Below are 21,694 nucleotides of genomic sequence, written 5' to 3'. Positions count from 1 at the left end.
TAGCCTGCAAGTAACCAGTCATGATTCGGTAGTGCAGCAATTATTTGCTGTGAAATCAGATATAGTACGAACTGGCGTTGAGTCTCAATGAGCACACATTTTGAGCAGTTAGGCAGGTAACACATGCGCCTCACCCCGCGCGAGCAAGATAAACTCATGCTCTTTCTTGCAGCTCGTGTCGCCGAGCGACGAAAGAACCGCGGTCTAAAACTCAACCGGCCCGAAGCAGTAGCACTGATTAGCGATGCCGTCGTCGAAGCCGCCAGAGATGGTGTGACCGTGTCCGAAGCCATGACCATTGGCACCGAGGTACTCGGACCTGACGATGTCCTCGATGGTGTCCGCGAGGCAATCATGCTGGTACAGGTCGAGGCCACCTTCACCGATGGCACAAAGCTCGTATCCGTCCATGACCCAATTGGCGGCAAATAGATGGCAGCCCAGACCCCACGTATCCTCATCGCTCACTGCGGAGTCGATGCCAGCCCAGAGTTCATCACCACCGCAGTAGAGGGCCTCGACACTTTTGATCAGACCATCGTGACCTCCACAGGCACCGAGCTGCGCAGCACACTGGCGGATTTGGGCCGCGAGGACACCGAGAATCTCCATATCGTCGTTATGCCCATGACAAGTGGCCGCAATCTGCCACTCATCGCCGACACGGCCAAGACTTGTCAGTGGTTCAAGCGCAATCACTCGAATGTGCGCATTGCACTCGCGGCACCGCCGCTGGGTGCCACCACCACGCTGGCGTTTCTACGCGCAACGCTCCGGCGCGAGACCTCGGCCGACGATATCGCGGTCATATGTTCCGCTGCCATCGATCCGTTCGCGGACGCGGAGCTGTTCCGTATCGCTCGTCTGGCGTGGACGCACAGTTCTGGCGCCGATGTAGTGGTCGCGTTCGACGATGTCTACCCATCCGTCTCGCAGACGCTGGCACCGTATAAAGCCACGCTTGACGACGAGTCCTTGCGCCCAACCCGTCGGAGCACAGTAATCCGCGCTGATTTGCAGACAGCCGAGAATCAAAAACCACTCATCACCAGTACTGCACTGGCGACGGCCATCTCCCAGTCTGCTAAAACCGCTCTGCATCTTTTGCAGTCGCATGATGATGACGGCATTGAGGCAGCATTACTTGCCGATCATGAGCACGGTTATGCCCATAGTCACGGCGAGGAGGATGGCGGCCATGGACACAGTCACGGCCACGTGCATGGCCACGGTCATCATCACCACGGCCACGTGCATGGGCACAGTCACGGTCATGGTCACAACCATCATCACCACCATCACAGCGCAGATGTCCACACTGAGTTTGACCTAGGAAATATCGATGCAGATGCAACCGAGTAACAACACAGATTGTCGACAAATAGTTCTGAATAAAGGCCGCCGCGCTCTGCGACTAAAGGTGGCCAATACCGGCGACCGCGCAATCCAGGTCGGTTCTCACTATCACTTCTTCGAAGCCAATGCGGCTCTTTGCTTTGATCGCCATCAGGCCTGGGGAATGCACCTAAATATCCCCGCCGGCCTGGCAGTGCGCTTTGAACCCGGCGATACCAAGACGGTCACACTGGTCGACTTCGGTGGAGACCGCATTATCCACGGCTTCGCGGGGATGACTGAGGGCCCGCTGGATGATGAAGCCACTCGGGAAGCTGCCTTTCAGCGAATTGCCGACTACGGTTTTGCGCACGAGCCTGCAGAACCGATGCCAGTTGCCGCGGATGAGGAAACGACGATCAGCTCGTCGAGATACGCGGAGCTCTACGGCCCCACAACCGGCGATGTAGTACCGCTGGCGGATACCAATCTGGTCATTCGAATCGAGAAGGACTACACGGCCAACTTCCCCGGCGACGAGTCCATCTATGGCGGCGGTAAGTCCATCCGTGACGGCATGGCCCAAGATCCGCAGGCAACTCGCGCACAAGGCACGCCCGATACGGTTATTACGAGCGCGATTATTGTTGATGCTCTCCTGGGCGTCGTCAAGGCAGACGTGGGTCTGCGAGATGGCAAGATTGTCGCAATTGGTAAGTCGGGCAACCCGCATACGCAGGACGGAGTTCACCCCGACCTGGTCATTGGTGCTGGTACCGAGGTTATTGCCGGTGAGCATCGACTGCTGACGGCCGGTGGCATCGATACGCACATCCACTACCTGGCACCGCAGCAGGCCGAAGAGGGTCTCTCCAACGGCATTACGACGTTCTTCGGTGGCGGTACCGGGCCTGCGGAGGGGTCAAAGGGCACGACGTGTACGCCTGGTCAATTCCATATTCACACCATGCTGCGCGCGGCAGAGGGTCTGCCGGTCAATGCTGGTTTCCTGGGCAAGGGTTCGGGCAGTCAGCCGGACGCGCTGGTTGAACAGCTACTCGCTGGCGCTGCCGGGCTCAAGATTCACGAGGACTGGGGCGCGACACCTGCGACTATTCACAATGCGCTGGACATCTGCGATAAGTACGACGTTCAGCTGGCCATCCACACGGATACGCTCAACGAGTCAGGTTTCTTCGAGGACACGCGCAAAGCCATTGGTGACCAGACCATCCACACCTTCCACTCTGAAGGCGCCGGTGGCGGTCACGCCCCGGACATTTTGAAGGTCACGGCGATTCCGAATGTTCTGCCGGCTTCGACGAACCCGACGCTGCCCTACTCCATCAACAGCGCCGAAGAACTGCTGGATATGGTGATGGTCTGTCATCACCTTTCCCACTCGGTGCCGGAAGATGTCGCTTTTGCCGATTCGCGTGTTCGACCTGAGACCATCGCAGCTGAAACCGTGCTCCATGACATGGGCATCATTTCCATTTTCTCCTCCGATTCGCAGGCGATGGGACGAGTCGGCGAGTCCTTCACGCGCGCATTCCAGACTGCTCATCACTGCCGCGCCCAGCTCGGCCCACTTCCCGGTGCTGATGAAACCAATGGCGATGACAATGAACGCGTCCTGCGCTACTTGGCGAAGCTGACCATCAATCCCGCCATTTCCGCTGGAATTGATGACTATCTGGGTTCGGTGGAAGTCGGCAAGATTGCGGATTTGGTGCTGTGGCCAATCGATTCCTTTGCCGCAAAACCGGATGTGGTTCTGCGCTCCGGGGTAATCTGCTGGTCACAAATGGGCGATCCCAATGCATCCATCCCGACTCCTGAACCCTGCTATTTCCGCAATATGTTCGGCAATTACGGTTCCGCTCTCACGGCTACTCGCATTACCTTCATGTCCCAGGCCGCAATTGATGCCGGTGTGCCGGAAGAGCTCGGTTTGCAAAGCCGTGTTCTGCCGGTAAAGGACTGCCGCGGAATTGGCAAGGCAAACATGGTGCGAAACAACACTCTGGCCAAGATTGACGTCGATCCGGAAACCTATGTGGTCACCGTCGATGGCGAGCCCGTCAGCATCGAGCCTGCCCAGGAGCTTCCGCTAACGCGCCTGCACTATCTCTTCTAGGCTCTGGTGATGAGCTTGACTTCGTCGTTTTACCAGGCCTTGCAGTGGTCTGACACCGCATTCCCCTCCGGTCGCTATACGCTGTCGCATGGTCTCGAGGGGCTGGTCGCCGAGGGGATCGTCGGCAAGCGTGACGAGGCAGCACTTGCCACCGTCGCCGAGGACATGTTGCGTTATTCCTTCGCGCCGGTCGATCTGGCTGCGCATTTTCGCACGTGGGAGCAGGATTCGGTCGCTGGGATAATGCGAATCGACGCGATGGTGCATGCGGCACGACCGACGTTTTCGCAGCGGAGGGGCAGCGTGCGCGTCGGCAAGCAGATGCTGTTTATGGCGCGTGAGTTAGGGCTTGACGACGATACCCTGCGCGCGTATTCGAAAGCGGTGAGCAGCCCGGATGCGTCCAGCCGCTTGGCGTATGGGCACAGCCCGGTGGTGATGGCGTTGATTCATCGGTCCGCTGGACTGGATTCCGATGAGGCGGCGCAGGCCGAGGCCTTTGGTTTCGTCTCTGCTGTGGCATCAGCGGCGGTGCGATTGCAGGTGGCTGATTTTGTCGGTGCGCAGCGTCTGATTCGACAGCTGGCTCCAGTGGTCACGGAGGTTGTTGAGACTTCGCGGACGATTGGCACCGACGATATTGGTGCCTGTACGCCGCTGTTAGATATTGCCTCTGCGCGCCACGAGACTGCGGCGGCCCGATTGTTTATTACCTAAAGCTCGGCTTTTGGCCTCTGACAAGCAACTAGCAAGTTAACTATTAAGAAGGAATTTTTGACAATGGTTTTTCACGTTGGCATTGGTGGACCAGTCGGCTCCGGCAAGACGGCCTTGATTGAAACGCTCGTACCTGAGCTGATTTCCCGTGGTTTCACACCGGGCATCATTACCAATGACATCTACACCCAAGAGGATGCTCATCACATCCGGCAGGCGCTGGACGGCGTGGTCGACTCCTCGCGCATTATCGGTGTGGAGACAGGCTCGTGCCCACACACTGCGGTGCGCGATGATCCCACTATGAACCTCATGGCCAGCGCCGAGTTGCTGGAGGAGCACCCAGATATCGACATTGTTTTCTACGAATCCGGTGGCGATAACCTCACGCTGACTTTCTCACCTGCACTGGCGGACCTATTTGTCTTTGTGCTCGATACCGCCGAGGGGCAGAAGATGCCGAAGAAGCGTGGCCCTGGCATCACGGACTCCGATGTTCTTGTCATTAACAAGATTGACATCGCGCCCTATGTCCGCTGCGATGTGGACCAGATGCACACTGATGCGCTTGCCGTGCGCTCTGACAAGCCGGTCATGCTGACCAATTGTCTAGACGGCTCCGGCATTGCGGAGTTCGCCGATCTCATTGAGGCTGCGGCGAAGTCTGCGTCGGTTGATTCCTCCTCTGACCAGGCATAACCATGCTACGACCTGGCAAGGACGGCTTACTCGACCTGGAGATTCTGCCTGCTGGCCCCGGTACCCGGCGTGTTCGTGCACCGCTGTCTCTGGGGCGCATTCTCCATTCCGACCCGTCCTTCCCCGATGCCCACGTGGTCTATATTCGTGCCACCGGCGGCGGTCTCGCCCAGGGCGACCATGTTCGCCAGCGGATACAGGTTCGAAGTGGCGCACATGCGATTGTCACCTCTCAGGCGGCTACTCGAGTGCACTCAATGACCAGCGGCTACGCCGAACAGCTGACTGAATTCACGGTTGAGCCGGATGCCGTCCTCGAATACCTGCCGGACCCGGCAATTCCTTCGCGTGATTGCCACTTCCGCCAGCACACAAAGGTGACTGTCTCCCCCGGTGCTACTGCAATTGTCGGCGACTGCTTTACCGCTGGTCGCGTCGCTCACGGAGAGCTCCACGATGCCGCCGAGATTGATCTGCGTGCAGAGTTACACGCGCACGACAGTGTTCCCGCATTTATCGAAAAGGCTCACTATCTCGGCAAACGCGACCTCTCCTCGCCCATCGCGCATGGCAACTACCGCGCCTGGGCAAACCTCTGGGTCATATGTTCGCCACCGCTTGTCGACGATGTCCTTACCTCTTGGCAGGACTATCCACACAGCGACACTGCCCCGCTTATCGGCGCGTCTTCACTTCCCGATGGCCTTGGCATCTGGGCCAGGTTCATGGGCAATTCAATCGAGCATGTAACAGACGCTCAACATGATTACTGGAATCTAGCGCGGCGCATAGTCCTTAATGCACCGGCGTTTTCGCTGCGCAAGATGTAGCACGTCGCGAGTGCCGCGGTAGTCATCTGCTTTCCCGCCCCCACCGCGGCCCCGGGGTGCGTGCTGTGTCTAATCAGGCAGCCTGCTTAGACACCCGCATCAACACTGCAGGCACGCTTGGGCTGATTGGCACCCACCTGCTCGACGAATGCCGCAATCAACGCACGCCCATTGGCTTCCACCTGCTTATCGACGGCTCGGAGCTTGGCCACAATCGCCTCCGAATCCGTGCCATTGGTCTTTGACCATTCCTCCACTAACTCTGGGGTGGCCTCTGGGTGGAACTGCACACCGACGATGCTGCCAAGCCGGAAGGCTTGGACGGGGCATGGCTCACCAGTGGCCAGTAACGTCGCCTGCGGTGGGAGTACATCGACTGCGTCAAAGTGGGACTCTGCCACCTCGAAGGTTGTAGGTAGCGCACCGAGAAGTGGATCGCACGCACCTTCCGAGGTCAACGTGACCTCCGCTGCGCCTTCTTGACCTTGACCAGGTGCTGCCACTGTCACCGTACCGCCAAAGCAATTGGCAATGATTTGGTGTCCGAGGCAGATACCGATAACGGGAATGTGGGTGGTAAGAGCGTCGTCAAGCAGTGTGCGTAGTGCGGGCAGCCACGGTGCCTTTTCTTCATTGAGGGCGTCCATTGCGCCGCCCAGAATGATAATGCCCTCGCCGCAGTCAGTGATTGCCGGAACTGGTTCGCGACATAGGCGGACGGTGGTGTACGTTGCTCCGATTTCTTCGAGCCATGGTGCGATTCGGCCGATGGGGACTGTCGGATCGGGTTGGATGATGGTGATTTCAGTCATGGCGGGCACCTCTCATGCGCGCTGCTATGTCTACCGTACGAACGTACTGTTTATTGTAGCCACAAATTACGCATTTCAATAGCAAATTACTTAAGTAAATAGCAAAAAATCCCCCAACACCTTTTGGCTAGCTGTTTAAAAACAACTGACCAACTGTGGTGTCGGGGGAATTTTTGGGTTGCCGCCTAATGTCGGGCTCGGTTAACCGCGTATTGCTAACCAGTAAGCCCTGTTAGGAGCGTGGCTCTGCTCAGCGGTGAACTGGGGGATCTCAAAGGATTGCCACCCCCAGCCGCGGCCGCAAAGCTATTGATTTTTACTCGAAGGTTCCGATGTCATCCAGCGGAACTGCGGAACCAACCTGGTCGATGCCGTAGGTGTCCTCGGCACCGTAGAAGCCCTCACCGAAGGAGGCAAATGGTGCGGCTGCCTGGCGGGCAGCTTCCTCAGTCGGCTCAACAGTGATGTTGCGGTAGCGCGAGATACCCGTACCAGCCGGGATTAGCTTACCGATGATCACGTTCTCCTTCAGGCCGATGAGCTTATCCGAGCGCTTGTTGATAGCGGCGTCGGTAAGCACGCGCGTCGTCTCCTGGAAGGAGGCCGCGGACAGCCAGGACTCGGTGGCCAGCGATGCCTTGGTAATACCCATCAGCACGCGACGGCCCTCGATGACGCTGCCGCCGGAGGCAACAATCTCGCGGTTCTTAGCCATGACCGTGGAGCGCTCGACCAATGCGCCTGGCAGCAGGTCGGAGTCACCCGGCTTGGACACAATCACGCGGCGCAGCATCTGGCTGACAATAACCTCGATGTGCTTGTCGTGAATGGCCACACCCTGGTCACGGTAGACCGACTGGACTTCCTCAATGAGGTGACGCTGGACACCGCGGCGCCCCAGGACCTCGAGGACCTCGTGCGGATCGGCAGCGCCCTTGAGCAGCTGCTGCCCCTTAACCACATGGTCACCATCGCGGATGGCGCGACGACGGCCATCGACGGTGATTTCAGCCAGACCCTGACGCTTGGACAGCTTGTCGTAGACGACCTCGTCCTCGCTGTTGGCATCCGGGATGAGGGTGAGCGTGTAGAAGTGCTCGTCCTCCTCCAGGCGCACGCGACCGTTTTCGCGAACCAGTGGAGCCTTGTTCTTCGGCACTCGGGCCTCGAACAGCTCCTGGACACGCGGCAGACCACCGGTAATGTCGCCACCGACACCACCCTGGTGGAACGTACGCATGGTCAGCTGGGTACCCGGCTCACCAATGGACTGCGCAGCGACAATACCGACAGCCTCTCCGATGTCGACCAGCTTGCCGGTTGCCATCGAACGACCGTAGCACTTGGCACAGACACCGGTTGCGGTGGAACAGGTCAGAACCGAGCGGACCTTGACTTCCTTGACACCGTGGCTGAGAGCCAGGGTGATGTGGTCGTCGTTCAGGTCGGTGTCAGCCTCGATAAGGACATTGCCCTCAGCGTCGGTGACATCTGCTGCCAGTACGCGAGCAATCGCGGCGGTCTCGACGTACTTCGCACGACGGATCTCGCCGGTCGGGTTGCCGGTTGCGTCCAGAACATCCTCGCCAATCTCGACAACGACACCGTCGTGGGTGCCACAGTCCTCTTCGCGAACGATGACGTCCTGTGCAACGTCGACCAGACGACGGGTCAGGTAACCCGAGTCAGCGGTACGAAGCGCGGTATCGGCCAGACCCTTACGGGAACCGTGCGAGTTGTTGAAGTACTCGAGAACCGACAGGCCTTCGCGGAAGGAGGTCTTAATCGGGCGGGTGATGTATTCACCACGCGGGTTCGTAACCATGCCCTTCATGCCGGCCAGCGAGTGAATCTGGCCCATGTTACCGGCAGCACCCGACTTCACGATCATCGGAATCGGGTTGTCATCCGGGTACAGAGCCTCGACCTTTTCACCGACCTCAGCCGTCGCAGCCTTCCACAGGTTAACCAGCGACTCGTGACGCTCAGCGGCCGAGAGCTTACCGCGGCGGAACTTCTTCTCCACCGTGGCGGCCTTCTCTTCGTAGCCGTTCAGGATCTCACGCTTGTTCGGGAGAACCAGCACGTCAGACATAGCAATGGTGACACCAGAACGGGTAGCCCAGTAGAAACCAGCATCCTTGAGCTTGTCGACGGTCTGAGCGACCGTAATCATCGGGTACTTGGCAGCCAAGTCGTTGATGATCGCAGCCTGCGGCTTCTTAGCCATAACGCCTTCGACGTATGGGTAGTTCCACGGCAGCAGGTCGTTGAACATAACGCGGCCCAGCGTGGTGGAAGCCAGCCAGGTATCGCCCTTGTTCCAACCATCTGGAAACTGCTCGGACTCAATCTCGGCCGGCGGACGCAGGTGGCTGATGCGAACCTTAATTGGGCTCTGCAGGCCAATTGCACCGCGGTCGTAAGCCATGATGGCCTCGGCCGGGCTGGTGTAAATACCCTGCTCCGGTGCGTCCTCGGTGGCATCCTGGTGGCCACCCGGCAGCTCCGGCTTCTCCAGTGTCAGGAAGTACAGGCCAGTGACCATATCCAGACGCGGCATAGCCAGCGGCTTACCGGAAGCCGGCGACAGAATGTTGTTCGAGGACAGCATCAGGACGCGAGCCTCGGCCTGTGCTTCAGCGGACAGCGGCAGGTGAACTGCCATCTGGTCACCGTCGAAGTCGGCGTTGAAAGCCTCACATGCCAGTGGGTGCAGCTGAATTGCCTTACCCTCAACCAGGACCGGCTCGAACGCCTGAATACCCAGGCGGTGCAGCGTAGGTGCACGGTTCAGCAGGACCGGGTGTCCGGTAATGACATCTTCGAGGACGTCCCACACCTCTGGGCGCTGACGCTCAACCATGCGCTTCGCGCTCTTGATGTTCTGCGCGTAGCTCTTGGCCACGAGCTCCTTCATAACGAACGGCTTGAACAGCTCAAGAGCCATCAGCTTCGGCAGACCACACTGGTGCAGCTTCAGCTGCGGGCCGACGATAATAACCGAACGGCCGGAGTAGTCAACACGCTTACCCAGCAGGTTCTGACGGAAACGACCCTGCTTGCCCTTGAGCAGGTCGCTCAGGGACTTCAGCGGGCGGTTACCCGGACCAGTGACCGGGCGGCCACGACGTCCGTTGTCAAACAGTGCGTCAACGGATTCCTGAAGCATGCGCTTCTCGTTGTTGACGATGATTTCCGGAGCGCCCAGGTCAATCATGCGCTTCAGGCGGTTGTTTCGGTTGATGACACGACGGTAGAGGTCGTTCAAGTCCGAGGTCGCAAAGCGGCCACCGTCGAGCTGCACCATCGGGCGCAGCTCCGGCGGAATCACCGGAATGCAGTCGAGCACCATAGCGGCCGGGTCGTTGCCGGACTGCAGGAATGCAGTGACAACCTTCAGGCGCTTGAGGGCGCGCATCTTCTTCTGTCCCTTGCCGTCGCGAATAATCTCGCGCAGCTCCTCGGCCTCCTTGGCCAGGTCGAAGTTGCGGATCAGGGTCTGAATAGCCTCAGCACCCATACCACCGGTGAAGTAATCCTCGTAGCGGTCGACGAGTTCGGTGTAAATACCCTCGTCGATAATCATCTGCTTCGGCTCGAGCTTGATGAAGGTGTTCCAAATCTCGTCGAGACGATCCAGCTCGCGCTGGGCGCGCTCACGGATGTGGCGCATCTCGCGCTCGGCTGCGGACTGAACCTTCTTACGGGCATCAGCCTTGGCACCCGCTGCCTCGAGTTCAGCCAGATCCTCTTCCAGGGTCTGGGCACGCTCGGCCAGCTCCTGGTCACGATCGTCCTCAACCAGCTTCTTGTCCACGAGCATGTCTGCTTCGAGGGTTTCCTGGTCGTTGTGGCGAGCCTCTTCATCCACGGAGGTGATGATGTTGGCAGCGAAGTAGATGATCTTTTCCAGATCCTTCGGAGCCAGGTCGAGCAGGTAGCCGAGGCGGGACGGCACACCCTTGAAGTACCAGATGTGAGTGACCGGAGCGGCCAGCTCAATGTGGCCCATGCGCTCACGGCGAACCTTCGACTTGGTCACCTCAACGCCACAGCGTTCACAGATGATGCCCTTGAAGCGAACGCGCTTGTACTTACCACAAGCACACTCCCAGTCACGGGTCGGGCCGAAGATACGCTCACAGAAAAGGCCATCCTTTTCCGGCTTCAGCGTACGGTAGTTAATCGTCTCGGGCTTCTTGACCTCACCGCGAGACCAGCGGCGGATGTCGTCGGCGGTAGCGAGCCCAATCCGGAGCTCGTCAAAGTTGTTGACGTCGAGCACCTGTTTTCCCTTTCCCTCCGCATCGAAGTAATGCGGAAACCAAATTCTCTGCGGAGGTTTTTGTACGTTGTCGTCTGTGTTGGGTTATTCGCGAGTTAGGGCTTCCCGACCCTGATACTCACGCAATGTTTCGTCGTTAAGCGAGAAACTATGCGGAGTCAGCGTCGGAACGCTCATCGCGGGACAGGTTAATGCCGAGGGAAGCGGTCGCGTGGTCGAGTTCCTCATCGTCGGAGGAGCCCAACTCAACCGGAACGCCGTCGGCCGAAAGGACCTCAACGTTCAGGCAGAGCGACTGCAGTTCCTTCAGAAGCACCTTGAACGACTCCGGAATACCCGGATCCGGAATGTTGTCGCCCTTCACGATTGCCTCGTAGACCTTGACGCGGCCAACCACGTCATCGGACTTGATGGTGAGCAGCTCCTGCAGGGTGTAGGCAGCGCCGTATGCCTGCATTGCCCACACCTCCATCTCACCGAAGCGCTGACCACCGAACTGAGCCTTACCACCCAGCGGCTGCTGGGTAATCATGGAGTACGGACCGGTGGAACGAGCGTGAATCTTCTCGTCGACCAGGTGGTGCAGCTTCAGCATGTACATGTAGCCCACCGAAACCGGGAACGGGAACTTTTCGCCAGAGCGGCCGTCGAACAGCGTGGCCTTACCGTCAGCGTTGACCAGCACCTCGCCGTCACGGTTCGGGCGGGACGACGCGAGCAGACCAGCGAGCTCCTCGTTCTCAGCACCGTCGAACACTGGGGTTGCAACCAGGGAGTCGGACGGAACGTCGTGCAGGTCGGCCGGAAGACGCTTAGCCCAATCCGGGTCGCCCTCAATGCTCCAGCCGGCCTTCGCCAGCCAGCCGAGGTGAACCTCGAGGACCTGGCCGATGTTCATACGACGCGGAACACCGTGGGTGTTCAGAATGATGTCGACCGGGGTGCCGTCCGGCAGGAACGGCATGTCCTCCTGCGGCAGGATCTTGCCGATAACGCCCTTGTTACCGTGGCGACCTGCCATCTTGTCGCCGTCCTGGATCTTGCGCTTCTGCGCAACGTACACGCGGACCATCTCGTTGACACCCGGTGCCAGGTCGTCATCGTCTTCACGGGAGAAGACACGGACGCCGATGACCTTGCCGGACTCACCGTGCGGAACACGCATGGAAGTGTCACGGACCTCGCGGGACTTCTCGCCGAAGATAGCGCGCAGCAGGCGCTCCTCCGGAGTCAGCTCAGTCTCACCCTTCGGCGTGGTCTTAGCGACCAGGATGTCACCGTCGCGAACGTCGGCACCGATGCGGACGATGCCGCGTTCATCCAGATCCTTCAGCATCTCCTCGGACGCGTTCGGGATGTCACGGGTGATTTCCTCCGGACCCAGCTTGGTGTCGCGGGCGTCGATCTCGTGCTCCTCGATGTGAATCGAGGTCAGGATGTCCTCCTCAACCATGCGCTGGTTCAGGATGATGGCGTCCTCGTAGTTGTGACCTTCCCACGGCATGAATGCCACGAGCAGGTTCTTACCAAGTGCCATCTCACCGTTGTCGGTACCCGGACCGTCAGCGATGACCTGGCCGGCCTCAACACGCTGGCCCTCGTCAACCAGTGGCTTCTGGTTGTAGCAGGTGCCCTGGTTGGTGCGCTCGAACTTGCGCAGCAGGTAGGTGTGGCGCTGGCCTTCATCGTCCATGATGGTGATGAAGTCTGCCGACACGGTCTCGACCACACCGGCGGCCGAAGCGACAATGACATCGCCCGCGTCGTAAGCAGCACGCTGCTCCATACCGGTACCGACGAACGGAGCCTCCGAACGCAGTAGCGGCACAGCCTGACGCTGCATGTTCGCACCCATCAGGGCACGGTTAGCGTCGTCGTGCTCGAGGAACGGAATCATGGCAGTAGCCACGGAGACCATCTGACGCGGGGAAACATCGAGGTAGTCGACCTCATCAGCGCGGACGGACTCGACGTCACCGCCCTTCTTACGAACAGACAGGGTCTCCTGAACGAAGTGGCCGTTCTCGTCGATCGGAGTGTTGGCCTGCGCAACGACGTAGCGGTCTTCCTCATCAGCGGTGAGGTAGTCGACCTCATCGGTGATGACACCATCGCGGACGCGACGGTACGGAGTCTCAATGAAACCGAACGGGTTCACGCGTGCGTAGCAGGACAGCGAACCAATCAGGCCAATGTTCGGACCCTCTGGGGTCTCAATTGGACACATGCGGCCGTAGTGGGACGGGTGAACGTCTCGAACCTCGAGACCAGCACGGTCACGGGTCAGACCACCCGGACCCAGTGCGGACAGACGACGCTTGTGGGTCAGACCCGACAGCGAGTTGTTCTGGTCCATGAACTGGGACAGCTGGGAAGTACCGAAGAACTCACGGATAGCCGCGGAGACCGGGCGCACGTTAATCAGAGTGGTCGGCTGGATCGACTCCACGTCCTGAGTGGTCATGCGCTCACGAACCACGCGTTCCATGCGGGACAGGCCCACGCGAACCTGGTTCTGAATCAGCTCGCCTACGGTACGCAGACGACGGTTACCGAAGTGGTCGATATCGTCGGTCTCAACCGGGATCTCGACCCCTTCCGGCGAGGTCATAACATTCTCGCCGTCGTGCAGGCGCACGAGGTATTCAATGGTGGTAGCGATATCCTGTTCGGTCAGGACCATCTCGCCAGAGACCTCAGTACCCAGGCCCAGCTTGCGGTTGACCTTGTAGCGACCGACCTTGGCCAGGTCGTAGCGCTTCGGCTTGAAGAAGTTGTTCTCCAGCAGAGCCAGCGCGGACTCGCGCGTCGGCGGCTCACCCGGGCGCTGCTTGCGGTAAATCTCCAGCAGAGCCTCGTCGGTGTTTGCAACACCGTCCTTCTCCAGGGTGGCCATCATGATCTCAGAGAAGCCGAAGCGCTCCTTGATTTCCTCAGTGGTCCAGCCGAAAGCCTTCAGCAGAACCGTGACCGGCTGGCGACGCTTACGGTCAATACGAACGCCGACGGTGTCCCGCTTGTCGACGTCGAACTCCAGCCACGCACCGCGCGACGGAATAATCTTCACCGAGTGCAGCGGGCGCTCGGTGGACTTGTCGATGGTCTCATCGAAGTAGACGCCCGGAGAGCGCACCAGCTGAGAAACAACGACACGCTCAGTTCCGTTGACGATGAACGTACCCTTGTCCGTCATCATCGGGAAGTCACCGATGAAGACAGTCTGGCTCTTGATCTCACCGGTCTCGCGGTTGGTGAACTCCGCGGTGACGTAGAGGGGAGCCGAGTAGTTGATGTCCTTATCCTTGGACTCATCCACGGTGTTCTTGACGGAGTCGAACCATGGGTCCGACAGCGTCAGGGACATCTTCTGGGAGTAGTCCTCGATCGGAGAGAGCTCTTCTAGAATATCTTCGAGACCGCTGGTAACCCGAGCGTCTTCTCCGAGCTCCTCCTGGCGACGAGCGCGCCACTCAGGCGTGCCAATGAGCCATGCGAAAGACTCACGCTGCAGGTCGAGCAGACCAGGAACCGCAATCGGCTCCTGAATCTTTGCAAACGAGTACCTCTTCGAAGCTCCGGGAATACCGGTTACTGCCTTGGTCTGGCGGGAGACTGCCAAGATGCGTCCTTCCAGCACCTCACGCGGTGGAGCACACCGGCAACCGGTGGTGCGCTCCGCCCGCTTGGTTTATACGCGATTCAAGTTGCAGGAATTATTTCTGTTGCGCACCGGGATACTTTGCGTCTAACCTTTGGTCACACACGAAAGTGATTCCCCCGCCACTTGGCCTCCAAGACCAGCCTTTAAAAGGCGAGCCCCCGAGCCCTAACGGCGGCGCCGCAGCAACTCCTTTAACAGCTAGATGCACGAAAAACGGTGCTACATAATAGCCCCGAGCCCCGAGCGCAAACTATAAAAGAGCTGGCGACAGATACACTAATTCCAGCGCAACGATTTAGCCTATATCAAAAACTGACAGTTGTCTAGTACAACTTGACAAATCGGGCGTGTCGCATTCACCCGTTACCGATATAACGATGAGGCCTGGGCGCTATGGCCGTCGTAAAGCGTTACTCTGCTTTACGACGGGTCGAAGGACGCACGATGCCCACGATTGCGATGAATACCAGAATCGAACCGGACGTAATGAGACCGATTGACCACGGCTCTAGAGCCGGGCGCTGGAAATTCTGTATTGCGCCGAAGAGAAGCTGATTGGAAAGGCCTTCGTCCATCTTTCCGTTGAAGCGCAGGTAGTCCATGATCGGCTCGCCATCGCGAGTCTCCCACCAAAGGTGGATGTCCTCGGCCATATCGATGACCGAGCCAGACTTCGGCTCAACCCAAAAATCACGGGTGCCCTGGTACTGGAGGAACCCGGATTTGTCATCCTGAGTTAGCTGAGAGACGTAAGAACGGTACTTCTGGGCGAGATTCGTCTTCTCAATATCCTGACGGAAATGCAGAACGCGGTTGCCGCCGCGTTCCTCTTCCCCGACAAACTTTGCTGGCAGGGAATCGTGGAGGAAATCATCAAAGATCAGATATTCCTTTTCCTCCGTGTCAGCCGGGAGCTTCACCCAGTTCCCCTCGAAAGCCACAGACCGCGGAACGCCCGCCATGCGGTCGACAAGCGTCGCAGGAGCCAGCGCCTCGCCGGTGAGTCGGTCGATGGTCACTGTCCAGATATTGGCCTCGATAAGCTCGGTCAGCGGGTCGGTGCCCATGACCTCCGGGGGAAGCTCACGCATTTCAGTCACACCGACACGGAGCGAAACCTTGTCCGCATCGGCAGGTTCGATGAGTACGCCGTGGAGCTGTCTCTGCAGCGGCGAGTGCACTTCTTCGCGCTTGCCTTCTTCGTTAATCCTGGTGGATACACCGTCTTCCGCCCGCAGGGTGTACGACACCGGCGGCAGGTTAAGCGGCATTTTGGGATCAACATTGAGCACTTTGGGCAGCAAGATGCCAGCAGCAAGCAGTGCAGTGCCTAGACCCAATAGAAGGATAGACAAAATTCTCGGCCGTGAGAGCATGTTAGATACTTTACAGGCCAATAAGGGCAATCAAGACAATGAGTGGGCTGGTTTTTGCCCCAACTTTCTGTGACGGGTGAGATTAGTGAGGTTTTGCCCGGGTCAGGTGGGTTAGCAAAGGCCCCAGAAACAAAAGAACCGCCAACCCCGGGCAAGAAGCCCAGAATTGGCGGTCAGAATTGGCAGCTTTAGGCCACTACCGGGGCCGAAGCAAGTAACTGAATTACTTGAGGGAGACCTTTGCGCCAGCCTCTTCCAGCTTAGCCTTAGCAGCCTCAGCGTCGTCCTTAGAAGCACCCTCCAGGATAGCCTTCGGAGCGGACTCAACCATCTCCTTAGCCTCCTTCAGGCCCAGGCCGGAGACGATCTCGCGGACAGCCTTAATAACGCCGATCTTCTTAGCGCCAGCGTCCTCGAGGACGACGTCGAACTCGTCCTTCTCCTCAGCAGCAGCCTCGCCGCCAGCAGCGCCTGCAGCAGCAACTGCGACCGGAGCAGCAGCGGTGACGTCGAACTCTTCCTCGAAAGCCTTCTTGAACTCGGTGAGCTCAACGAGGGTCATTTCCTTGAAAGCCTCGAGCAGTTCCTCAGTGGTGTACTTAGCCATGGATATTCTCCTATGAGTGTGGTGCGGCCGCTCCCCTCAGAGATCCCTGGGGTCGAAGCCGTCAAAGTGATATTTAAAAGTTTTTCGCGTGATTTAGTTCGCGTAGTTCGCGAGCCGCTCGGGATTACTTCTTTTCCTCGAGTGCCGCTGCAAGGCGGGCAACCGAGGAGGTCGGAGCATCGAGCAGGCCAGCGACGTTCGCCAGAACGCCGTTGAAGGCACCAGCCAGCTTTGCCAGCGTGGTCTCACGGTTATCCATATCCGCAAGAGCCTCGAACTGTGCTGCATCGATTGCAGCACCGTCCATGTAGCCGCCCTTGATCACGAGGTTCTTGTTGTCACCGGCGAACTTCTTAATCGCCTTAGCCGCATCCACAGCCTCGCCCTTGATGAAGGCGACTGCAGTCGGGCCGTTCAGGTGCTCATCAAGACCCTCAATCCCTGCCTCGTCGGCAGCGATCTTGATCATGGTGTTCTTGGCGACGGAGTACTTAACATCAGCACCGAGGGCGCGACGCAGTTCCGTGATTTCCGCAACGGACAGGCCGCGGTACTCAGTCAGCACGATAGCGTTGGACTCTTCGACGTCCTGCTTCAGCGCTGCAACAGCTGCAATCTTCTCAGTATTTGCTGCCATGTGTACTCTCGCCTCCTTCCTGGTCTTTGCAATTTTCCGCTCGGCCAAGTGAAGGATTCTTTTGCGCAAATACAACAAACGCCCCAATCCTCGCACAAGGATGGGGCGCACAATTCTTTTGGCATGTTCCACTTCAACTCCGCCGACCCCAGGGCCAGCAGGTGAAGCCAAACTGCGCAAGCGCTTCCAAGTCCTCCTGCGTGGGCCGCTCACTGTATTCCTACAATGAAACCTTCAATCCGCTTCTTTCAAAGCGAATGACCGACGGTCTTCGGTGAAACTTGAGTACCAACCTCCATCGTCCCAACTTAATGTTGGTGCCGATTGGAAGCCGGTCAAACTTCGTGAAGAAACTCTATACCAGACCCAGGCAATTAATCAAATCGCCTATCCAAAGCGCGCCGCACCAGGCTCTCCAAAGCGGCCGAACTCCAGGTCCTTCTCACGTTGCTGCACAATCATCTCGAGCTCGGCAAAGTACGCATTCAGGTCATCGTCGGCAAGCCAGAGCACTTGGTCTGCATAGTCGAGTACTACGCGCACCATGTCGTCGGGATGCGCGTCCAACCTGGCGGCATCGAGAATATCCACGGTGAGTGTCAATGCCACACGCACGACCGGCGGGATCTGCGATGCCAGGCACTGCTGCGCCACGGCGTTGCGAAGCTCCACGGCCTCCATCCGCGCAATGATGCGCAGCAACCGCACGACCACGACCTGCGCCGCCCGAGCTTGCAGAGCTTCCTCCTCGCTCATCCCCGCAAGCACCACAGAATCCTGGATATTGCGGCGAAGCACCTCAGCTACGCGCTCGTCCTCCCCTAGCCCCGTCAGTACCTCGCCCAGCAGCGTCTGCCCCGCGATGCGCAGGCAAGGCATGTCATAGGCGTCGTCGCCCAACGAGTCGAGGTACGAGATGAGCTGCGGTTCAATAATTCCGGAACCGTCGTCGAGCTGCGCCAGGCGATTAATCTCGCCAAGCGCCTCCAGCCCTTCTTCGGGTTCCAAAATCAACGTCATAGTCGCGATTTTAAGCAACAAACTTTGGCTGTGAGTCCATTTCGGCTCGATTAGTTCTTTGGATTAGCAATTCGCTTTACGACGTCTACCGCGCCCAAACCCCCACCGCGCTATCGGTATCCCTTATGAGAATGCAAAACCGCCGCCTCACACACCGGGAGAAAGTGCGCGTGGCGGCGGTTTTAAAGAGCTTGGCTCTGAGTCACCCTCGAGCGACTTGCGAAGAGCACACTCGCCTACCGGCTGATGCTGATTTAGGCGGTGTAGTCCTTGATCACGCTGGTGTCAACCGGGATGCCCGGGCCATTGGTGGCGGAGACGGTGATCTTCTTCAGGTACTTACCCTTAGCAGCGGATGGCTTGAGACGCATCAGCTCGTCGATAAGCGCACCGTAGTTCTCGGCCAGCTTCTCGGCGTCGAAGGAAGCCTTACCGATAACAGCCTGCAGGTTTGCAGCCTTATCAACGCGGAAGGAAATCTTACCGCCCTTAATCTCGGTGACAGCCTTAGCGACATCCGGGGTAACGGTGCCGGTCTTCGGGTTCGGCATCAGACCACGCGGGCCGAGGATACGAGCCACGCGACCAACCTTGGCCATCTGGTCCGGGGTCGCGATTGCAGCATCGAAGTCGGTCCAGCCACCCTGAATCTTTTCGATCAGTTCCTCGGAACCGACGAAGTCAGCGCCGGCCTCTTCAGCCTTGGTGGCGTTCTCGCCAGCGGCGAAAACGACGACTCGAACGGTCTTACCGGTGCCGTTCGGCAGGGAGACAGTGCCGCGAACCAGCTGGTCAGCCTTGCGCGGGTCAACGCCCAGGCGGATAGCAACGTCAATCGTGGCGTCGTAGTTCTTGGAGGAGGTCTCCTTGGCCAGGTTAGCGGCCTCGAGTGGAGAGTAGATGCGGCCGGCGTCGATCTTCTCGGCGGCGGCGCGGTATGCCTTAGAGTTCTTGCTCATGAAAAGTCCAATCTCAATTAAGTGAAATGGTTGGATTGTGGTGTTTAGCGGGCCGAAGCTGGCCCTACCACTTGATGAAGGTGCAGCTAAACGCTGACGGTTTTACTTAGCGCCCTCGACGGTGATGCCCATGGAGCGAGCGGTACCGGCGATGATGCGTGCACCCATCTCGATGTCGTTAGCGTTCAGGTCCGGCTTCTTCAGCTCGGCGATTTCCTTGCACTGCTCCCAGGTCACGGAACCGACCTTGTTGGTGTGCGGAACGCCAGAGCCCTTCTGAATGCCAGCGGCCTTCAGCAGCAGCTTAGCTGCCGGCGGGGTCTTCAGAACGAAGGTGAAGGAGCGGTCTTCGTAGACGGAGATTTCAACCGGGACAACGTTGCCACGCTGGTTCTCAGTTGCTGCGTTGTAAGCCTTGCAGAACTCCATGATGTTGACACCATGGGCACCCAGTGCCGGACCAACCGGCGGAGCCGGGTTAGCCTGACCAGCCTGGATCTGCAGCTTAATGATCGCAGAAAGCTTCTTCTTCGGAGCCATCGGATTAACCTACTTCCTAGTTACCGGGGCACGCCGCCCCGATGAAAAGGCGACTCACCCCGTCCGGATGCCGACGCTTTACGACGACCCTTGCGCCCACGACCATCATGGCCGCTGGCGCTGGTCATCGAGTTGGTGCCAGCCACCGGGGATACGAATTACTTGGCGCATCTGTGCTCAAGGCACAAAAATGCACGCCTAGCTACGTTACCGCAGCGTATGGCGTGCATCAAAATCCGTTACCAGATTGGTTGCTCGAGAGAGCTAGCTGGTGCCTTTGCTCGGCGCTTGGCTTGCCGCCCGGCTTAGTGCGAGGCCCGCTTAGTGCGAGGCCCGGCTTAGTGCGAGGCCTAGTTCAGCTTCTCGACCTCATCGATGCCCAGCTCGACCGGGGTCTCACGGCCGAAGATGGAAACCAGGGCCTTCATGCGACCGGTGTCCGGGTCGATCTCGGAGATGGTCGCAGCCACAGATGCGAACGGGCCGGACAGGATGGTGACGGACTCGCCGACCTCGTAGTCGATGGCTACGGCCTTCTTCTCTGCCTGCGGAGCCGCTGCGACAGCCAGCTCACCGTCGGCATTTGCAGCTTCCTCAGCGGCGTCCGCGGTGATGGTCTCCTTCGGCATGAGGAACTTAGCGACCTCACGAATCTTGACCTTGGACGGCTGACCCTCGCTACCGACGAAGGAAGTAACACCCGGGGTGTCGCGGACGACGGACCAGGACGGGTCATCCAGGCTCATGCGGACCAGAACGTAGCCCGGCAGCAGCTTGCGCTTAACGATCTTCTTCTTGCCGTCGTCCTTGCGCTCTTCGACTTCCTCAACCGGAACGATGACCTCGTGGATCTGCTCATCGACACCCATGGTCTGGGCACGCATTTCCAGGTTGGTCTTCACCTTGTTCTCGTAGCCGGAGTAGCACTGGATGATGTACCAGTCGCCCGGACGACGCTTGAGCTCACGCTGGAACTCGCGCAGGCGCTTACGGTACTCGGCGTCTGCGTCAGCAGCTGCTTGCGCCTCAGCGTCAGCGGCGGTCTCCTCTGCCGGCGCTGCTTCTGCTGCGGCTGCGTCGGCTGCGGCTGCACCCTCGGCCGGAGCTTCTACCTGAGCCGGTGCGCCCTGCGCATCCTGCTCAGTTGCGGCAGCATCCGCGGACTGGGCGTCGGAGAAAATATTCTGACCATCATTCATGTCGTGCTAACCCCTCTTGTATCTACATCAACGGTTCGCGACATTGGCATCTTCGCTCAAAGAGTCTTAAGAGCCAATATGCCATCCGCAATCACTTCGCACAGCAAGACACCAGCTGCGCTAACGAATAATCCCGCCGTCCGGAACTCGGAGGCGGGATGAAAAGCATCACTGCGAAACAGTATAACCGATTACTTGCCCAACACCGATCGGACACCCAAACCGGCCAGCGTGTCCACACCCCACACGAGAGCAATCATGGCAATCAGGAACAGGATCACGATGATACTGTAGGTGACCATCTGGCGGCCGGTCGGCCAAATCACCTTGCGCAGCTCGTCAACAACCTGCTTGATGAAAACCAAAGGGTTACGAGTCGAAAGCTCGTTGGTCTCCTTCTCACGCGCAGGCTTCTTCGCCACGGTGGTCTGCGCGCCCGTCGCCTGGCGCTTACCGGACGGGCGAGCCGCCGCCTGGAAAGTCTGGTTTTCCTCAGACACGATGCTCCTTCGCTACTTCGTGCATATGAGACCTAAAGATACTGCACAGTGAAACTCAAACGTGAATTCTTCAAGAGCAAACTCCAGGGACAATCTCCGGAGCCGAGCCCCCACTGTGCAGAGCAAGTCTGGTTCAGTGCGTAAATTCTAGCCGATTATCCACACTATCGAAGAAATGCGCTTCGTGGGAACCGCAGGCTTCGAGATTCGATTCCGCTGCTGGCCGCAGCGATACTCACTGACGGCCACTTCACTGCTGCTTCGCCCTAGCTCGTGCTGCAAGCCTGGACTGCTCGCTCGTGCTGCAAGCTTGGGCTGCAAAAAGGACGACCCACCAGACTACGGGCTGCAAATGTGAAACTGTGCGAGTTTAT

General features: G+C 58.7%; 17 protein-coding genes. 6 read left to right on the top strand and 11 right to left on the bottom strand.

Annotation, left to right across the window (positions count from 1 at the left end; translation table 11 throughout):
• Nucleotides 1-123: 123 nt before the first annotated feature.
• The 6 genes from HMPREF2614_RS09205 (at nucleotide 124) to HMPREF2614_RS09180 (ending at nucleotide 5,721) form a co-directional block, all read left to right on the top strand.
• Entirely contained in the window at nucleotides 124-432 is a 309-nt protein-coding gene (locus HMPREF2614_RS09205; RefSeq protein ID WP_038627628.1) for an urease subunit gamma, read from the top strand.
• Nucleotides 433-1,362 (top strand): hypothetical protein, encoded by a 930-nt coding sequence (locus HMPREF2614_RS09200; protein WP_049180775.1) that lies wholly within the window; start codon nucleotides 433-435, stop codon nucleotides 1,360-1,362.
• Nucleotides 1,349-3,475, top strand: a complete 2,127-nt coding sequence (gene ureC / locus HMPREF2614_RS09195; protein ID WP_080972809.1) for an urease subunit alpha — start codon at nucleotides 1,349-1,351, stop codon at nucleotides 3,473-3,475. The genes HMPREF2614_RS09200 and ureC overlap by 14 nt, the downstream gene beginning before the upstream one ends.
• Before the next feature lie 9 nt (nucleotides 3,476-3,484).
• Entirely contained in the window at nucleotides 3,485-4,192 is a 708-nt protein-coding gene (locus HMPREF2614_RS09190) for an urease accessory protein UreF (RefSeq protein WP_038627626.1), read from the top strand.
• Nucleotides 4,193-4,255: 63 nt separating this feature from the next.
• Nucleotides 4,256-4,891, top strand: coding sequence for an urease accessory protein UreG (gene ureG, locus HMPREF2614_RS09185; protein WP_141737478.1), 636 nt, complete (start codon nucleotides 4,256-4,258; stop codon nucleotides 4,889-4,891).
• A gap of 2 nt (nucleotides 4,892-4,893) precedes the next feature.
• Nucleotides 4,894-5,721 carry an urease accessory protein UreD gene (locus tag HMPREF2614_RS09180; RefSeq protein ID WP_049180773.1) on the top strand — a complete coding sequence of 276 codons (828 nt, stop codon included), beginning with the start codon at nucleotides 4,894-4,896 and terminating at the stop codon, nucleotides 5,719-5,721.
• Between the two features lie 86 nt (nucleotides 5,722-5,807).
• Here HMPREF2614_RS09180 and HMPREF2614_RS09175 read toward each other — a convergent pair whose 3' ends face one another.
• The 11 genes from HMPREF2614_RS09175 to secE form a co-directional block, all read right to left on the bottom strand.
• Nucleotides 5,808-6,533: a type 1 glutamine amidotransferase gene (locus HMPREF2614_RS09175; RefSeq protein WP_049180772.1), complete on the bottom strand. Its 726-nt coding sequence runs from the start codon at nucleotides 6,531-6,533 to the stop codon at nucleotides 5,808-5,810.
• Nucleotides 6,534-6,849: 316 nt separating this feature from the next.
• Complete coding sequence (locus HMPREF2614_RS09170) at nucleotides 6,850-10,821, bottom strand: DNA-directed RNA polymerase subunit beta' (RefSeq protein ID WP_005509745.1); 3,972 nt, start codon at nucleotides 10,819-10,821, stop codon at nucleotides 6,850-6,852.
• Nucleotides 10,822-10,969: 148 nt separating this feature from the next.
• On the bottom strand, nucleotides 10,970-14,458 hold the full coding sequence (locus HMPREF2614_RS09165) for a DNA-directed RNA polymerase subunit beta (RefSeq protein WP_038627624.1): 3,489 nt from the start codon (nucleotides 14,456-14,458) through the stop codon (nucleotides 10,970-10,972).
• Nucleotides 14,459-14,892: 434 nt separating this feature from the next.
• Nucleotides 14,893-15,858, bottom strand: coding sequence for a cell envelope lipid trafficking protein PgfA (locus HMPREF2614_RS09160; RefSeq protein ID WP_049180771.1), 966 nt, complete (start codon nucleotides 15,856-15,858; stop codon nucleotides 14,893-14,895).
• 223 nt (nucleotides 15,859-16,081) lie between these two features.
• Nucleotides 16,082-16,465, bottom strand: a complete 384-nt coding sequence (gene rplL / locus HMPREF2614_RS09155) for a 50S ribosomal protein L7/L12 (protein WP_038627619.1) — start codon at nucleotides 16,463-16,465, stop codon at nucleotides 16,082-16,084.
• Nucleotides 16,466-16,589: 124 nt separating this feature from the next.
• Nucleotides 16,590-17,102, bottom strand: a complete 513-nt coding sequence (rplJ, locus tag HMPREF2614_RS09150; RefSeq protein WP_038627617.1) for a 50S ribosomal protein L10 — start codon at nucleotides 17,100-17,102, stop codon at nucleotides 16,590-16,592.
• Between the two features lie 387 nt (nucleotides 17,103-17,489).
• Nucleotides 17,490-18,122, bottom strand: a complete 633-nt coding sequence (locus tag HMPREF2614_RS09145; RefSeq protein WP_038627615.1) for a hypothetical protein — start codon at nucleotides 18,120-18,122, stop codon at nucleotides 17,490-17,492.
• 254 nt (nucleotides 18,123-18,376) lie between these two features.
• Nucleotides 18,377-19,081, bottom strand: a complete 705-nt coding sequence (gene rplA / locus HMPREF2614_RS09140) for a 50S ribosomal protein L1 (RefSeq protein ID WP_016422044.1) — start codon at nucleotides 19,079-19,081, stop codon at nucleotides 18,377-18,379.
• Between the two features lie 102 nt (nucleotides 19,082-19,183).
• Complete coding sequence (gene rplK, locus HMPREF2614_RS09135; RefSeq protein ID WP_016422043.1) at nucleotides 19,184-19,621, bottom strand: 50S ribosomal protein L11; 438 nt, start codon at nucleotides 19,619-19,621, stop codon at nucleotides 19,184-19,186.
• 350 nt (nucleotides 19,622-19,971) lie between these two features.
• Complete coding sequence (gene nusG, locus HMPREF2614_RS09130) at nucleotides 19,972-20,820, bottom strand: transcription termination/antitermination protein NusG (RefSeq protein WP_070560802.1); 849 nt, start codon at nucleotides 20,818-20,820, stop codon at nucleotides 19,972-19,974.
• Between the two features lie 191 nt (nucleotides 20,821-21,011).
• Complete coding sequence (gene secE, locus HMPREF2614_RS09125; RefSeq protein ID WP_016422041.1) at nucleotides 21,012-21,320, bottom strand: preprotein translocase subunit SecE; 309 nt, start codon at nucleotides 21,318-21,320, stop codon at nucleotides 21,012-21,014.
• Between the last annotated feature and the right edge of the window lie 374 nt (nucleotides 21,321-21,694).

It is taken from the genome of Corynebacterium sp. HMSC074C11, from assembly GCF_001809455.1.
Taxonomy (GTDB): Bacteria; Actinomycetota; Actinomycetes; order Mycobacteriales; family Mycobacteriaceae; genus Corynebacterium; species Corynebacterium amycolatum.
Note: the sequence above shows the minus strand (reverse complement) of the source record. Positions and strands in the feature narration are given on the sequence as shown.

Excerpts from the sequence above, each read along its gene's own strand:
- HMPREF2614_RS09205 (WP_038627628.1), top strand. The coding sequence starts at position 124 with ATGCGCCTCACCCCGCGCGAGCAAGATAAACTCATGCTCTTTCTTGCA.
- HMPREF2614_RS09200 (WP_049180775.1), top strand. The coding sequence starts at position 433 with ATGGCAGCCCAGACCCCACGTATCCTCATCGCTCACTGCGGAGTCGAT.
- ureC (WP_080972809.1), top strand. The coding sequence starts at position 1,349 with ATGCAACCGAGTAACAACACAGATTGTCGACAAATAGTTCTGAATAAA.
- HMPREF2614_RS09190 (WP_038627626.1), top strand. The coding sequence starts at position 3,485 with ATGAGCTTGACTTCGTCGTTTTACCAGGCCTTGCAGTGGTCTGACACC.
- ureG (WP_141737478.1), top strand. The coding sequence starts at position 4,256 with ATGGTTTTTCACGTTGGCATTGGTGGACCAGTCGGCTCCGGCAAGACG.
- HMPREF2614_RS09180 (WP_049180773.1), top strand. The coding sequence starts at position 4,894 with ATGCTACGACCTGGCAAGGACGGCTTACTCGACCTGGAGATTCTGCCT.
- HMPREF2614_RS09175 (WP_049180772.1), bottom strand. The coding sequence starts at position 6,533 with ATGACTGAAATCACCATCATCCAACCCGATCCGACAGTCCCCATCGGC.
- HMPREF2614_RS09160 (WP_049180771.1), bottom strand. The coding sequence starts at position 15,858 with ATGCTCTCACGGCCGAGAATTTTGTCTATCCTTCTATTGGGTCTAGGC.
- rplL (WP_038627619.1), bottom strand. The coding sequence starts at position 16,465 with ATGGCTAAGTACACCACTGAGGAACTGCTCGAGGCTTTCAAGGAAATG.
- rplJ (WP_038627617.1), bottom strand. The coding sequence starts at position 17,102 with ATGGCAGCAAATACTGAGAAGATTGCAGCTGTTGCAGCGCTGAAGCAG.
- HMPREF2614_RS09145 (WP_038627615.1), bottom strand. The coding sequence starts at position 18,122 with ATGACGTTGATTTTGGAACCCGAAGAAGGGCTGGAGGCGCTTGGCGAG.
- rplA (WP_016422044.1), bottom strand. The coding sequence starts at position 19,081 with ATGAGCAAGAACTCTAAGGCATACCGCGCCGCCGCCGAGAAGATCGAC.
- rplK (WP_016422043.1), bottom strand. The coding sequence starts at position 19,621 with ATGGCTCCGAAGAAGAAGCTTTCTGCGATCATTAAGCTGCAGATCCAG.
- nusG (WP_070560802.1), bottom strand. The coding sequence starts at position 20,820 with ATGAATGATGGTCAGAATATTTTCTCCGACGCCCAGTCCGCGGATGCT.